Annotated in this window: 8 protein-coding genes; all 8 read right to left on the bottom strand. The window is 36.3% G+C overall.

Annotated elements, in window-relative coordinates; translation table 11 throughout:
- Positions 1-10: 10 nt before the first annotated feature.
- The 8 genes from AC1RNE_RS22580 to AC1RNE_RS22545 all read right to left on the bottom strand — a co-directional run bounded on the left by AC1RNE_RS22580 (position 11) and on the right by AC1RNE_RS22545 (position 16,519).
- Entirely contained in the window at positions 11-3,412 is a 3,402-nt protein-coding gene (locus AC1RNE_RS22580) for a VCBS repeat-containing protein (RefSeq protein ID WP_492804392.1), read from the bottom strand.
- Positions 3,413-3,561: 149 nt separating this feature from the next.
- Positions 3,562-5,118 carry a RagB/SusD family nutrient uptake outer membrane protein gene (locus tag AC1RNE_RS22575; protein WP_492804390.1) on the bottom strand — a complete coding sequence of 519 codons (1,557 nt, stop codon included), beginning with the start codon at positions 5,116-5,118 and terminating at the stop codon, positions 3,562-3,564.
- 68 nt (positions 5,119-5,186) lie between these two features.
- Entirely contained in the window at positions 5,187-8,267 is a 3,081-nt protein-coding gene (locus tag AC1RNE_RS22570) for a SusC/RagA family TonB-linked outer membrane protein (RefSeq protein ID WP_492804388.1), read from the bottom strand.
- 1,114 nt (positions 8,268-9,381) lie between these two features.
- Entirely contained in the window at positions 9,382-10,692 is a 1,311-nt protein-coding gene (locus AC1RNE_RS22565) for a family 8 glycosyl hydrolase (protein WP_492804387.1), read from the bottom strand.
- 108 nt (positions 10,693-10,800) lie between these two features.
- Positions 10,801-11,895 (bottom strand): alpha/beta hydrolase-fold protein, encoded by a 1,095-nt coding sequence (locus AC1RNE_RS22560; RefSeq protein ID WP_492804494.1) that lies wholly within the window; start codon positions 11,893-11,895, stop codon positions 10,801-10,803.
- A gap of 52 nt (positions 11,896-11,947) precedes the next feature.
- Complete coding sequence (locus AC1RNE_RS22555; protein WP_492804386.1) at positions 11,948-14,023, bottom strand: alpha-L-fucosidase; 2,076 nt, start codon at positions 14,021-14,023, stop codon at positions 11,948-11,950.
- Between the two features lie 22 nt (positions 14,024-14,045).
- Positions 14,046-15,608, bottom strand: coding sequence for a carboxylesterase/lipase family protein (locus AC1RNE_RS22550; protein WP_492804384.1), 1,563 nt, complete (start codon positions 15,606-15,608; stop codon positions 14,046-14,048).
- Positions 15,609-15,637: 29 nt separating this feature from the next.
- A complete protein-coding gene (locus tag AC1RNE_RS22545) occupies positions 15,638-16,519 on the bottom strand; it encodes an alpha/beta hydrolase (protein ID WP_492804383.1) in 882 nt (293 codons plus the stop codon).
- Positions 16,520-16,542 lie beyond the last annotated feature (23 nt).

Here is a 16,542-nt window from a genome sequence, read left to right as displayed (position 1 = left end):
TACATAATAATTAATCCCTCGTACTACTCTGTGAAAGATATCCCGACCCAATGTATTTTTCGTGTTTCCTTTTTTTGTTTTTAACAATGCTATTTTTTTCATCCTGCTGTACAAATGAAAGTAGTTTATTATTAATCTGAGAAACTAAGTATAAACTATATCCATTTTTCAAATGCAGTTGAGCGATTGCTCTTGCATCGCCCTTTACAAAAAAATTGCTCTTTGTTACAGATACATTTTTAAAATTCCCTTTGCCATCACCTTGTAAATAATTTCCGATACCAGCGTCATATCTACCTGTTAGTACTTCCGTTCCGTAGTCGTTGCCCACTGATAAAATGTCTAAATTTCCATCATCATTAAAATCTTTGATGAGTGTACCGTACATAACAGAAAATTGTGCTTCAATGGGTAATGGTTTTAGTTCGAAATGTCCATTGCCTTTATTTTCGAGATAGGAATTGGCAAAAGTGTAAGCCTGTAATTTCGTAATATTTTTCAAATCTGCGGGAGGAAGTACTTTGTCGAAAGTAGTTTCGCCATACTCTTTAAATGTTTTAAAACGTCTCCTCATAGCAATTAACTGGTCTATCAGCGCACCTCTTGGATGTACTAAATATTCCTTGTCTTGATTATAAGCTGTGAATAGAGGGTCCATGATAGTATTATCATCAAAATCTTTGTAATATACACTAACAGGTTGTGATTCAGAGGCTTTCATCTTTGTATTTAGCCCTAAGTTCCCTACGATATAATCTGTATCGCCATCATTGTCAAAATCTCCACCAGAAATACTATTCCACCAGCCATTAGATTTTTCTAAGCCTTTGGGTGCCATTTTAGTAAATGATTTCCCTTGATTATTCTTATAAATACAAACGGGCATAAATTCACCAACCACGATTAAATCCATCCACGTATCGTTATCATAATCTGTCCATAAGGCAGCAGTTACCATTCCGCAAAGGCTTAAATCTTGTATGGCAGGAGCAATATTATTGAAATGCCCTTTGCCATTATTTTGAAATAAATATGATTCAGGCGTTAATGGGTATTCTGTTGAACGGACTCTACCACCACGGAAAATATCCAAGTCTCCATCTTTATCAAAATCACAAGCATTAATGCAAATACCACTTGATTTGGTAACGGGCAAATAATCCATTGAAGGTTTAAAATTCCCTTTTCCATCGTTGAAATATAGTCTGTCTTGATACTTTGTATTGTTGGTAGTAAATTCTGAGCTTCCACTTACACAATACAAATCGAGGTCTTTATCATTATCAATATCAATGAGCAGTACGCCCATATCTTCTTCTGTTTTCTCTGTAAAGTATTTTTTAGTAAACTTTCCATTGGCGTTTTGTAAAAAGAAAGCTCCTTGTTTATGAGCCGAACCACCCACAAAAAAATCTTCTAAACCATCATTATTGATGTCGCCTACCGCAATACCCCCTCCTAACTCAGAATGTTTATGCTGTAAAGTATGCTGAATTAAGAAATCGTTATAGTCAAATTCTTCTGAATTCCAGTCGATATGATATTCCTGAGATACTTCTTTAAAAGTGTAGATTTCATCCTTCGGAAGTTGCTTTGAAATAGGCAAAGCATTGTTTTCACTTACAATCAATACTCTGTCTGAGGTAATATTTTTTATCACCTGCTCTTTGCCAGAACCCCATGTAATTTTTAAACTATCAATTTTTGAAGCATTTCCCACACCAAAATGGATAAAATCTTCGACGGTAGATTTATAGCCTCTAATCGTTTGATGTTCAGCAAACTGATATTTTCCTTGATACCAAATATTTACTTTTGCTCCGAATGCACTTCTGTTTGGGCTATTACCTTGTAATTTTAGCCTTAAAAAATGGTTATTGACAGATGAGGCATCTTTGTTTTTATCCATCAATTTATTCCGATAAATAAAAGCTTTATCATCAATATTATTCATGACTAAATCTAAATCACCATCATTGTCAAAGTCAGCATAAGCTGTGCCGTTTGTATAGGAAGCATCACCTAATCCAAAAGATTTTGTTGCATTCTCAAACTGTAAATTACCTTTATTCTTAAATAAAAAATTGGGCTTTTTTACACCTGTCAATGTTGCAAAGGCTTCTTGCATCTTTTTTAGCCTATCTTTAGGATTGTCAATCCTTTCAAAATCTCTACGATAAACGACGAAATCTAAGTCTGTTACATCTAAACGATACCCATTAGTAATCAATAAATCTCTCAAGCCGTCGTTATCGAAATCAGCTAATAATGGACTCCAAGACCAATCTGTTGCTGCTACTCCTGACAAGTATCCGATGTCACTAAAAGAACCATTTCCATTATTAATTTGAAGTACATTCCGCACATATTGTGGGTAAAATTTCTTTCTTAAATTATCTTGAAATCTATCGTACTCAATATTCATAAACATTGTTTTTTGTCGGAGGTTATCCTCTGGAAGCATGTCCAAAACCACCAAATCATTTAAGCCATCGTTATTAATATCGGCCATATCTACCCCCATAGAATTCTGAGATAAATGTCTGAAATACTCATCTGTTTTATTACTAAATGTCCCGTTTTTGTTATTAATGTAAAGGTGATCATTAGAGAAAAAATCATTGCCTACAAAAACATCTGGATAACCATCTTGATTAATATCATTGATAATTACGCCTAAGCCCCAACCATCATCCACAATTCCTGCTTGTTTTGAAACATTTTTAAAAATAGGTAAGCCTTGTTTGTTATTACCTTCATTCCTAAATAATTTATCTACTCTTCGCCCCGATGCATCCTGATGTTGTCCAATACTATTATTTCTATTATACCCTTCCATCGCATTTGTTAACAAATACATATCCAAATCGCCATCTAAATCATAATCAAAAAAAGTAGCCTGAGTACCATAAGAATCATCGGCTAAGCCTACCTCTTTAGCTGATTCCTTAAAAATTGGAACACCATCTTTATCATTTCCTTGATTGATAAATAGTAATTTGAGGGCTGACTTATCTCTGTTAGGATGAATAGTAGAAAGATAAATATCCAATTTACCATCTTGATTGATGTCTATCATCGCCACACCCGTACACCACGATTTTGTGCTAACCTTCGCCTTTGTAGTAATATCTTCAAATTCAAAGTTTCCTTTATTCAGATAAAGTTGAGAACTCACCTGATTACCAGCAAAAAATATATCAGTTAGTCCATCATTATTTACGTCACCCACACCCACACCAGCTCCATTATAGATATACTCAAACTCAAGTACATTTAACGAATCTGTGACTTTAATCTCATTATTAAAGGTAATATTGGTATGATTGGCACTTACCTTTTCAAATAAGGTGTCTTCAGAAGTACAAGCACCAAGCAAGAGTAAAAAAACAATGAAAAAATGATATTTCATGATTGTGGTTTTTATGTAAATCAATTACCTCTACTATATATACGAATACAAATACCTGTTGTATGAAACAATTAATTTTCAATAAGTAGTTGTTGAAGTTCAACGACTACTTATTGAAAAAATAAATGTAAGTCAAAATATATTATATCTTAATATCCAGGATTATTGCTTTTTATATTTGGATTATTGTCTATCTCAGTTTGAGGAATAGGTAATAATTCATGCTTATTAGCAACAAAATATGTAAAAGGTTCTTTTTTCAATTTCCCTTGTTTTCTCCAACGAACAATATCCTTAGCTCTCAACCATTCTGCTGAAAATTCTACTCTTTTTTCATGTTGAATAGCAGTCATCACTTGTTCTTTGGTACCCACTGGATAATTTTTAGTTGGATAATTCGGCATTTGTACATCAGCACGATTGCGAAGCTGGTTTAAAAGTGCTACTGAAGCACTGATATTTCCTAACTCATTTTCACATTCAGCAAGATTGATCAAAACCTCTGCATAACGCATTATTCTCATATTTATGCCATCTAAATCAAAAAAACCATCGGCATTTTTATATAAGCATGAATACTTTCTCCAACTAATTTTTTGTTCAACCCCATCTAAAATTGATGTATTACCTTGAACAGGATAATCAACCTCTAATCTGCCTTTCCCTTGATTAATCAAGTCTCCTTTAAAATATAAGGTGAAACTCATACGAGGGTCTCTTTTTGTATCTCCTTTTTGTGTACGCTCAAATTCATCAATAATCTCATTAGATGGAATAAGGTTTCTCCAACCTACGGCAGAATATTCTTGATGACGAATAGATGATCTTTTTGGACTACTTCCTGCAATATTATCACTATCGCCGTTATCCCAACTCATCCCATTTTTACTATCAAAACCAACTTCAAAAATAGACTCCTTATTATATTCAGTTTCTTCAAGGAAATTATCTAGGTAACTATCTGTTAAACTAAACAAGCCTGACGAAACAATCTTTGTTAGTTCAGTTTTAGCAGCAGCAAAATCGCCCTTGAACATCAAAACCCTAGCTAACTCAAGTTGTGCAGCATGTTTTGTGGCACGTCCTAAATCTACACCAGTATAGGACGACGGCAAATCAGCTTGTGCTTCAGTTAAATCTTTAATTACTTGCGTAAAAACTTCATCTTGTGTATTTCGAGGTTTAGCATCGGTTGATTTTGTAGCAGTGGTTGTATAAATAGGTACACCACCCCACATAGTACTAAGCTCATAATATGCCATCGCTCTTAAGAATTTCGCTTCAGCAACAATTCTTTTTTTCCTAGTCTCATCCGTTGCATTGAATGTTTTAACGTTGTCTTTGGCATCAATGACTACGTTAGCACGGTGAATCATACGAAAGAGACCAGTCCAAACAGCACCTAAAACAGAATTAGTAGGTTGATGTACACCAGTTAACATCTGAGCACGAGGTGCTTCTAATTGCCCACCACCCGTTGCAAAATCATCACTACGTAAATCATTCGTAAAAAAGTATTCTCTCCCAAAAAGGTTTGAGCCTGTCAAAAGACCATACACAGCACTAACGCCTGATTCTAATTCTGTTGTATTTGAAAAATAACTATCGGTGGTAAGTGAGCCTGGGTTTGTTTTATTCAACTCATCATTACACCCAAAAGCAATGCCAAGTGATAATACTCCTATGATTATAAGGTTCTTTTTCATTTTCTTTTAATTTTAATTTTCCTTGAAATGATACTATTCAAGAAAAGAGCATTGTTACGGGATAAATATTAAAAACCTAATTGAAGACCTGCCATCAAAGTACGAGCTTGTGGATATTGTCCATTATCTATACCATATACAAGTTGAGCATTATCACGAGAGCCAATTTCTGGATCATAACCAGTGTATTTTGTGAAAGTCAATAAGTTTTGAGCTGACACATACACTCTTATTCTTGAAATTGAACCCCCTGCAAAAGATTTTAGAATACTAGAAGGTACTGTATAACCCAAACTTATATTTTTTACACGCATGAATGACCCTTTCTCTACCCATCTATTAGATGGACGAGTAGTATTGCCATTAGGGTCGCCACTTACAGCTCTTGGAATATTAGTATTCGTGTTTTGAGGAGTCCAAGCGTTCAACACGTCAGTAGTAGCTCCAAATAAACGAACCATTCCTTGTGTCTGAGTTTTCAGGTTGTTATAAATATCATTTCCTTGAACACCTTGTAAGAATAAAGTAAAGTCAAAGTTCTTGTAGTTGAAGTCAAAATTGACACCGTAAGTAAAATCAGGAAGTGTATTTCCTATCATTGTACGGTCTGAGTCATCTATTTTACCATCACCATTCAAGTCTTTAAAACGAATATCCCCAGGTGCTGCTGAACCTCCTTGATAGCTATCCCAGTTTTTACTTTTTGCTAAAGCTGCATCTGCATCTATTTCTGCCTGACTTTGATAAATTCTATCAACCACATAGCCATAAAGATATTGTACAGGCATTCCAACTTCTGTTTTAGTTACGCTTGCTCCTGTTTCAGCATGACCTCCTGCAAAAATTGGAGCTTCTAATGAGGTTACTTTGTTTCTTACAATACCTACATTCCCTCCTATTTTCCATTTAAAGTCTCCTCCAGTATGGTTGTAGCTAACTTGAAGGTCTAAGCCTGAGTTTTTCATACCTCCAAAATTGGCAATGGTATTATTTGTGTAGCCAAGAGATGATGCTAGAGGTCTCGCTAAAATCAAACTATTATCAGAGGTTTCACGGATATAGTAATCGGCTGAAATCGTAACTTTATTTTTCAACATCCCTAAATCGATTCCAATATCAGCCATTTTAGTTGTCTCCCAGCCTAATTCTGTATTACCAAGTTGATTTGTTGATAAACCCGGTGTTGTTCCGCTAGCAAAAACATAAGTAGTAGCAGCACCTAATAATGACTGCCAAGCATAATTAGGCAAACCACTTGTATTACCTACCAAACCATAACTTCCTCTTATTTTTAACTCGTTAATAGAGGAAATCTCTTTCATAAATTCTTCTTCGCTGATTCTCCAACCAATAGAGGCCGCAGGGAATGTTCCCCATTTTTTACCAGGAGCAAATAATGAAGAACCATCACGACGAATAGAGGCGCTTAAAAGATACTTTCCTCCAAAATCATAATTCACACGTGCCAGATAAGATAAGATAGTAGTTTCACTTTTAGAACCACCAGCCGCTGGACTTGTTACATTTGGTGTAACAATGGTGAAAGTATTAGTGGAGTAATTTCCTGAAGCAGTAATACTTTCTGATTTGGCAAATTGTTGTTCAGCTACAACAATTGCATTAATGGTGTGTTTTTTGAATGTTTTATCAAACGAAAGTTGATTAGTATAAAGTGTCCCGATAAAATCACCTCTTGTGTCTGAAATACTATTAAATGGACTGCTCATTTGTCCCGCAGTATAGATTGGAGTACGACTTAAAGCTCTTGTTGAATTATAATCTAAGCCAACAGAAAACCTATACTTTAGGTAGTCTGTAAATTTTATTTCAGTAAAAATTGAACTTAATACTCTTACATTACGATTTTGGCTTCTAATCAATACAGCTGGAATCAATGGGTTTACTGGGTCAGAACCGTCAGCGTTTGTTGTACCAAAATATCCACCAATTTCTGTAGGATTATATACAGGAGTATATGGCAAACTTTTGATTACATTGGCTAATGCTGTACGTCCGCCACCTACACCTTCATCTAATCTACTTCCCATGGCAACTGTCAATGTTTGTCCGATAGTAAAGTGCTTCCCAATATTATGGTCAGAATTAAGGCGTAAGTTTCCTCTTTCATAATTAGTTCCAACATAAATACCATCTTGTTTGTAGTAACCAAAAGATGTCAAGAAACGAGATGTTTCATTTCCCCCAGTGATAGAAACGGTACTATTAGCTAAAACACCTGTTTGAAATAAGTAATCTTGCCAATCAGTATTTGTATTAGCAAAAGTAACCCCAGAGCCAGGATAGGTTTCATTATTCATCTGACTCCAACGATCAGGGAAGGCTGCTCCAGCGGCGGTCAATAATGCTTTACCATATTGTAAGTATTGTTGAGTATTTAACGTAGGTAATGTCTTCCAAGCATTTTGTGTAGCATAATAAGTTTCTACATTTACATGTAATTTTTTATCTCTTGTTCCTTTTTTGGTGGTAACTAAGATTACACCATTAGCTGCACGCGAACCATAAATTGCGGCTGCACTAGCATCTTTCAGTACTTCTAAAGACTCTACATCTTTCATATCTAAGTCATTCATGTTTCCTACAGGATAACCATCAATAACGTATAATGGGTTAGCAGCATAATTGATAGAGCCAACGCCACGTATTCTTACTACTGGAGCAACCCCAGGAGAACCGTTACTGGTTACTTGTACACCAGAGACACGTCCTTGTAAAGCTCCCTCAATGCTTGGAACAGGCAACGCTGTTAAATCCTTTGCACTTACGGATGCTACTGCAGCTGTTACAGAAGACCTTTTTTGAGTACCATAACCTACCACAACAACTTCTTCTAAAGCACTTACGCTAGATACTAATACTACATCAACTACATTGCGACTTCCAACTTTAATTTCTTGACTAACATAACCTACCGAACTAAAGATTAAAACATCTTGTGGTGAGGCCTGTATGCTATAGGTACCATTAGCATCTGTTGAACTACCAATTTGAGCATTTTGAATCCGTACGTTAACTCCTGGTATAGGAGTTCCATCATCACCCGAGACTTTACCCGAAATATTTTTTTGAGCTCTTGCAAATGAACAGCATAGTAAAAGCCCTAATAGAAACAATAATTGTTTTTTCATAATATATGATTTGAGATTAAAAAATTGAAAAATAACACGGCAAATTGTTTTCTCACTTACCAATAATCTGTGATTCTTTCTCAAGGAAATCCATTATTAGTTTAATTGCTTGGTTTACATAAAGGGCAAAAAAATCCACCCCTTAAATAATTTCATTTAAAATTATTTAAGGTCATAAAGTACTATCATCATAGTATCCATCTGTAATAAAGTCAATATGTCTCTCTGACAAACTTTATGTTGACTTTTAGTAAAATCTGCATTTCATATCAAAAAGCACGGATATTATCAAAAGAAATCCTTTGATAATATTTAATAATTTATTTCACCATAAGCAATAATACTTTGTTTAAAATTATCTTATAACACCATAGAACACTATGTAGAAAATAAAAGGACTCTCTCTGGGAAATCCTTTATTTTCTACCGAAGAATACTTTCTGAACAGGCAAAAAAGAGCACACCCAATAATTTTGTTTGAAATTATTGGCTAATAAAAATCTAACAAGTGGAATTAATCACTTTCTTTAAATTCTTCTCATGGGAACAATGACTTTATTGGATAATTATACCGTCTATCTGAATTGAAATAAATAAGTCTCTCTGGAAATTTACTCCTATTAATTTTTCAACTTCAATAGCTGTTTCATAAAAATCATTTTAAACAATTTTAATCTTTAAATTTATCATAGGCAATATTTTTTTAGAAATGATAGTATAACACAATAGAACACTTACTACAAAAAAAAGCTTGGACAGTTCAACTAAGAGTTTCTACAATTTAAAAGATGGGTTACTCAATAGCGTTCAAATCACTAACTATTGAGAATAATAATGCAAAAAGCATGTGTCAAAGTAACACATTTGAAAAATAAAAGAAGACCAGAGAGAGTCCAATCCACATGGATTGGATATAGTAAAATTAAACATAAAATATAATACTAGCAACTTTTTATTTGATAAATTCAAGAATAAAAAGCATTAGAATGACTATTTTCTTTAATTCGCCTAACTGTTATTTAAATACATACTGATAATAGTAACAACGCTTATTGTTATTCTACATCAGCATATATAAACCTCTCAAAAATCAACTTTCAGTCTAAAATACTATTTATTTAGGCTTGATAATTTGATACTTCCCACTCAGGTGCATCAAACTAAATAAATACATTAGTCCATCATAATAAGGATCAAAATACCCATCTTCGTAAGGCTCTAACTTAGCATTCCAAATTGCTCGTACAAAATCGACATTGTTTTTCTCATGATTAACAAGCGATGCGGTAGCGACTGTAGAGACTAACCCAATTGAATGTCTTAACTTTTTTACGCTACCTGCTTGCAAAATAAAATCAGGTTTTGAACCATCCAAGTTAAATTGGTCGTCATAAGTATCGATACCTTTTGAACGAAAAAAGGCTTGAATCCTTTTGGCGTAATCTTCTTGCCAAGTTTTATCTTTTCCAAACCAAGTATAATCCATGGTAATATTCATTGGTACTCTCCATGAATCATAACGAAAACCTGGGGGCATCCAGCGAGTTGGATGAGGTGCCCCACTAAATTCTGTATAGTCAGAATTTAGTCCCGTAACGGGATGACAAGCTCTGTGTAAAAATACACGAGACGTATCGGCACATTCTTTATAAAACTGCTCATGACCATCTTTAGCATATAATGCCCATACTTCATAAAATGCAGGTAAGTGATACGAGGGGTCTGTCCAATTATAACCATCCCCTTCTGGCACAAAGGTAATTTGCTTATGTGCTGTGTTAATCAGATGATAAATATTTCCTGTACCGTCTTTTTTCCACATCGCATCCAATATTCTTCGCGCTTCATTGTAATAATGAATACCCGTATCATTTCCCCATTTGTTGGCTGCAAATAGTAAACTAGTGACATAATACAATTCGCCATCAGATGCAGAACCTTCGGAATTTTTTTTCATCGTTTCTGTATTGATACTCCATGCGAAATATCCTTCACGAGGACCGCTTTGGTGTTGAAGGTATTTTTTTGACCACCTCCAAATTCTATCAAAAACATCTTTTTTATTGAGTTGAACAGCAATCATCATTCCATAAGAAAGGCCTTCGGTTCGGGCATCATGATTTTTTACATCAGATACATAAGCCATAGAATCACCTACGGCAAAATATACCCGATTGGGGCCTTCAAAAATATCATAATATGCTTTGGCAAGTTTAGCATCTATCTCGCTTTGACTATACCCTACTTCCAAAAACAGATTACGGTATTTCCCCGAAGCAATGGATGCTTGGCTATTTCCTTTCTCTGAATTGCTTTTAGTTTGTCCTTTTACTACAATTGGCTTGACTAAAATTATTGAAAATATTAGTATAATTGCTACTTGTATTTTATGGAGGACTATTGAATTATTTCTCTGGTTTTTCATTTCCTTTTATTTATATGAGATACCAAAATCATTGCTAATTAAAACGGTATCCCATCAACGAAAGCATCTTTACGACATAGTGTTTGTCTAGTTTTCGATAACCCATCATTATTTAAATAATAACGGAGCTAATTCATGTAAACTTCTACGCCATGTTTGGAACTCGTGACCAGTTTTATCTGACACGTAAGAAACAGCGTTAAAATTTGCCTCTTTTAATGCCTCTACCGATTTTATGACCCCTTCTGGTCTTTCTTTACTGCCACAGCTCAAAAATATAAGTTTCACTTTCGATTTATCTTTGATATCGGTTGGTGCATAAGTGCCACCGCTTAGAAGAGCATAATGCGAAAACACATCTGGGTTATTCAAGGTAATGGTTTTAGTTTCCATACCACCCATACTCAACCCACCCATAGCACGGTGCGTTTGTTTAGCAATTGTTCTAAAATGAGCATCTACGTATGGAATAAGCTCGTCTACCAAAACCGTTTGGAAAGGCTCTATTTTAAACTCTTTCATTTTTCCAAACTTTACTTCGTTGGTCATACCATACGTATTTACGATAATGAAAGGCTTAATTTTTCCTTCAGCAATGAGGTTGTCCATAATTAAATTAGCATGACCTTGGTTCATCCAAGCGGTTTCGTCTTCACCCCAGCCATGTTGTAAGTAAAGTACAGGATATTTATCCTTCCCTTTTTCATAACCTGGTGGTGTATATACAAATGCTCTGCGAGATGTATTGGTACTTGGTGAAGGAAACAACACTTGCTGTACATGGCCATGAGGTACGTTTTTGAGCGCGTAAAAATCTTGGTCATGTGCAGGAATTTCTATACCGCTTTCCCAACGAACAGATCCATAGTAGTTTAAAGCACCCGGGTCGTTAAATTTTCCTCCATCAATCTTGATATTATAATAGTGAAAACCTTCGTCCATCGGACCTTCTGTAGTTCCCATCCAACTACCATCGCTGGCTTTTTCTAATTTGGTGCCTCCTTTTCCACCAAGACCCAAACTTACACGAACACTATCAGCAGCAGGTGCTATTATTTTGAAACGGGCATAACCTTGAGAGTTTACCATAGGGTATTCTTGTTGTGGCTGATTGAGAGAAGACGGCTTAAAGTCTTCAATAACAGCAGGTTGCTGTGCTTGTGAAAAAGATATACTACCAGCAGCAATGGTGGTAAATATCATGGACAAAAAAATACTTTTCATTGTTTTTAGGTTAAAATTGAATATTAGTAAATCACTTTGTTAAAATATCAATTTCAGCATAACCAGTTGCTGAGTTTTCTTGAATGTTTTTTAAGGCTTTCAGTTTTATATATCGGGCTTTTATAGCAGTAAATTCTTTTATTTGCCATGTAGGGTTATTTTTAATATTGGCAAATTCGCCTTCGCTTACCAGTTGCCAATTGGAATTATCATTTGAAACATAAAATTGATATTGCGAAATTATACTGGCTTCTGCCCACCAGTTTTGGTCAGGCAGGTAGCGGAAACCTACAAGGTTTTCCTCTTTACCTAAGTCAATTATTAAGTCGGTTGGTACTTTGTCTTTTTGCCAAGACGTATATTCTTTACCGTCTAAAACATTAAGGGCTTTTTTATCCTGTATTCCTACTATCGACCAATGTTTACGAGCAATTTCAAATTTTTCTTCGGCTACTTCGCTTTGTAACTTATTTTGGGGGCTAAAGGCAATGGCTTTTACCGTCACTTTTCCCAAACCTGTGGCAATAGCACCCACGTATTTACTTGATTTTGAGTTTGGTATGCTACCATCCAACGTGTAAAACAGTTCTGACTCAGCATCTGTTGGAGTAATATGCACCTCTCCTGCCTGATTACGGGTAATTTGTGGGGGCGTTAAAATAATCGGAGCTTGGTACACCTCCATATTGCTAATGAGTGGGCAAGCCTTAGCATCGGTAATGTTCAGCCTAATTTGCGTAGCCTTGACGGTATTAAATCTCAAAATTCGTTTGTAGCCAATGGTGGTTTCTTTGGCAATTTGTTGCCAATTGTTATTTATTTTTGCTTCTAAGATAAAGGCTTTTACTCTTTGCCCTAGCCAAATAGGCTCTTGAATCAAAAAACGATTGAATGCTGTAGGTTTTGCAAAACTTACCGTCAATGAGGCTTTTGTAATACTATCATCAGTAGCCCAGTAGCTTTCTTTGTGTTGGTCAATGGATTTTTGTGGTGCAAACTGGCTACTTTTTCCTCGTATATTAGTAGCTTGAGTTTTTGTATTTATTAAAAGATTTTTACTGAAAGCCTCACGTCTTGCTTGGGCAAAAGCAAGCACGTTTTTTTCGTCTATTTCATGTATCAGTCCATTGGGCATTATCGGGAAATTAAGCAAAAGAGTTCCGTTTCGGCCTACCGAATTATAGTAGGTATCCATGAGTTGAGGTAACGTTTTTACCTTTTTATCTTCTTTGGGATGATAAAACCATTCTGGACGTATAGAGGTATTTACCTCGCCTGGCACCCAAGCATTGCCGTTTTCTACACCGTAGCGTAGCATTTGGTCGGGTACATCGCCAGTGGCGTTGAGCAAGCTCCAATTGGTTTCACCCACATAGCCAGCCTCTGTGCCTACCCAGCGTAAATCGGCACGGTCGCCACCATCATTCCAAATCACTATGTTGGGTTGTAGCTTTCTTACTAGTTTATAGGTATTCTGCCAGTCGTAATAAGTTTTAGCATCAATTTTACGGGTTTCGTTTGCTCCGCCGTAGTAGCCTGAGCCACCATTGGCTCCATCAAACCACACTTCAAATATTTCACCATAATTGGTTAATAACTCCGTGAGTTGGTTACGAAAATACGTGATGTATTCAGGTTTGCCGTAGTCAGGGTGGTTTCTATCCCAAGGTGAAAGATATATGCCAAATTTTAAACCATATTCTCTACAAGCATCGGCGAGTTCTTTTACCATATCACCTTGTCCATTTCGCCAAGGGGCATTTTTTACCGAATAATCGGTGTATTTCGATGGCCATAAACAAAAGCCACTATGATGTTTGGCAGTAAAAATTATGCCTTTCATACCTGCCTGTTTGCATATTCGAGCCCACTGGCGGCAGTCTAATTTAGTGGGATTAAATATTTTTGGGTCTTCGTTACCTAAACCCCAAGCCATATCTGTATAAGTATTTACCGAAAAATGGATGAAACTATAATATTCCATTTGCTGCCAACGCAACTGATTTTTGGAAGGCACTGGCAAAACTGGCTTTGGTGCTTTTGTCTGCCCCAAAACCGTAAAACTCAAAGCCAAAAGCAATAGCGTATTAATGAAATTATTTTTCATATTCATTTTAAATAATTGCTAATTACTTAGCCCATTCTTTTCCCTCGGATGTACGACGCCACTTGTAATATTCATCTAATACTTTCAAAGATTCTTCACTGGGAACTGTACGCATTTTGGGGCTTTGCGAAAAGTGCATTACAGCGTGATTACTTTTAGTATATTGTTGCCAAACGGGTAAATCAGCTCCATTTGGGTCACCATATTTGGCAAAGTTTGTCCAATAGCTTACCATAGCATCCGAAATACTGGCATCAGTAGCAGTGGCTAATTTACTTTGCGGACTGGTATGCCCAAATACAAAGCCTACGTCGTGTCCATGTGGTGTGCCTTGCCCGTACTGTGGTGAATTTTCAGGAAAATTGGGGTGCTGGTCAAAATAATAATAATACACTTTCGATTTACTGGTATTAGACTGTAAGTTTGCCCAAGCCCAAGTATGCCAGCCAAAGGCAGCATCACGTGCTAAATCTCGGGCAGTTTTAGGTACAGTAGTTTCGTTTACAGGGTAAGCTTTTATTAAATTATCGGCAAATTTTCCATAGCGTTTTTGTACGCCATCAATATAATCTTTGGGTGTTTTTGGTGGACTAAAACTCAACCCTTCGTCAGAATTATAGCCTACCAAAATGGGAGTATGGTTGTATTTACCTTGCTCGTAAAGTGTGTGCTGTTCGTTAGGAATCACATACCCATCAATAATAGGCCAACCCCCTGGCATACCAAAACCTTGCGGAAGTTTTTCGATGTCTATTTTTCTAAGCTCAGCCAACGAACTTGCCCCTACTTTTTTCATGTATTCCAAGCCACTTTGCTCGGCATCGGCTAGTAATTTTTGATTTTCTCCAGGGTATGTAGTTACTCTCGCTGGGCCAAAAGAACCCCCACTTTGTGAAATAGCTCCGTGAAATAACCCTTTGGCCAACGGCGAAGCACAGAGCATACTTACGGCTATACCTCCTGCAGATTCTCCAAAAATGGTAACTTTCGATGGGTCTCCACCAAAAGCTGCAATATTATTTTTAACCCATTGCAAACCCGCTATCATATCAAGTAAGCCATAGTTCCCAGACGTTTTTTGAGCACTTTCAGCACTTAATTCTGGATGTGCTAAAAAGCCTAATTGCCCAACTCGATAAGCAATTGAAACATATACCACCCCTTTTTCTGCCAGTTTTTCGCCTGAATAAACTCCCTCTGCGGTAGAACCAAAGGCAAAACCACCGCCGTAAATCCATACAATTACAGGTAGTTTTTCTTTAGGATTTTTAGCTGGACTCCAAACGTTTAAGTATAAACAGTCTTCACTTTTACCCGATGGTGGGTTTCCACCTTGATAGGGAGCAGGAGCAAAATTTGTGGTTGTTTTTACGCCTTCCCAATTGGTTACAGGCTGTGGGGCTTTCCATCTCAACTGCCCGACTGGCGGTTGAGCAAAAGGAATACCACGGAAAACCTGTTGACCGTTTTCAAAAGTACCTTGTACTAATCCATTTTGAGTTTTTATAGGCTCCCATGCTTGAGAAAACGTAGCAAAACTTATTAAAAACAATATTGAAATACAGAAAATTAAATATTTTTTCATTGTATTTTTTATTTTAAAAACAGTGAATATTACAACCAATTGTTACGTTTCATCCAGTCGAAAAGTGGTTCCATCCAACCTTTATGGCGAAAAATAAACCCGTGGTCACCTTTCGGGAAAATGTGCATTTCTACCTCAACTTTGTTCTTTCGTAAATTTTCAAAGTATGAAATGCTGTTGTCCACATCTACTAGCTTATCGTCGGCAGCATGAGTCAAATAAGCTGGCGGTGTATTGGCTTTGATTTGCAGTTCGTTAGAGAAAACTTCAATGTCTGCATCAGTAGGGTTTTTACCGATAAGATTGTCCCGTGAACCGCCATGTGTAAGACCTTCCTTCATACTGATAACAGGGTAAACCAAAATCTGGAAATCAGGTCGGAGGCTAGTGTTATTAGGATTTTCGATATACGATTTCTCAAAATGAGTAGCAGCTGTACTGGCCAAATGCCCACCTGCCGAAAAACCCATAATGCCTATTTTATTTTTATCGATACCATACTTGTCGGCATTTTCTCTAAGAAACTTTATGGCTTGCTGGGCATCTTGTAATGAGCCTATTTTTTTATCTACCATTATGTCGTCGTTGGGCAACCTGTATTTTAACACAAATGCCGATACTCCCTTGTCTGCTAGTGCTTTGGCAGTACTTATCCCCTCGCCATTGTACACAATTACGCTATAGCCACCCCCTGCTACTATTATTACGGAAGTTCCGTTTGGTTTTTCAGGTTTTATGTATTCCAACGTGGGTATGGTTACATCTTTATACATTCCTTTGTCGCCACCAGTTTCGGTTATATTAGTGGCTTTGGCATTGGGAACAGCACCTTCATATAAAGGAATAATCTGCTGAGCATTAGCCACGTAGCCTCCTAAAACAAGGATAATCGCAAAGAGTTTATTTTTCATCTTTTTTGTAAAAAAGTTTTTTA

It is taken from the genome of Arcicella sp. GW822-FHT02H01, from assembly GCF_058802005.1.
Note: the sequence above shows the minus strand (reverse complement) of the source record. Positions and strands in the feature narration are given on the sequence as shown.

Excerpts from the sequence above, each read along its gene's own strand:
- AC1RNE_RS22550 (WP_492804384.1), bottom strand. The coding sequence starts at position 15,608 with ATGAAAAAATATTTAATTTTCTGTATTTCAATATTGTTTTTAATAAGT.
- AC1RNE_RS22575 (WP_492804390.1), bottom strand. The coding sequence starts at position 5,118 with ATGAAAAAGAACCTTATAATCATAGGAGTATTATCACTTGGCATTGCT.
- AC1RNE_RS22565 (WP_492804387.1), bottom strand. The coding sequence starts at position 10,692 with ATGAAAAACCAGAGAAATAATTCAATAGTCCTCCATAAAATACAAGTA.
- AC1RNE_RS22545 (WP_492804383.1), bottom strand. The coding sequence starts at position 16,519 with ATGAAAAATAAACTCTTTGCGATTATCCTTGTTTTAGGAGGCTACGTG.
- AC1RNE_RS22555 (WP_492804386.1), bottom strand. The coding sequence starts at position 14,023 with ATGAAAAATAATTTCATTAATACGCTATTGCTTTTGGCTTTGAGTTTT.
- AC1RNE_RS22580 (WP_492804392.1), bottom strand. The coding sequence starts at position 3,412 with ATGAAATATCATTTTTTCATTGTTTTTTTACTCTTGCTTGGTGCTTGT.
- AC1RNE_RS22570 (WP_492804388.1), bottom strand. The coding sequence starts at position 8,267 with ATGAAAAAACAATTATTGTTTCTATTAGGGCTTTTACTATGCTGTTCA.
- AC1RNE_RS22560 (WP_492804494.1), bottom strand. The coding sequence starts at position 11,895 with ATGATATTTACCACCATTGCTGCTGGTAGTATATCTTTTTCACAAGCA.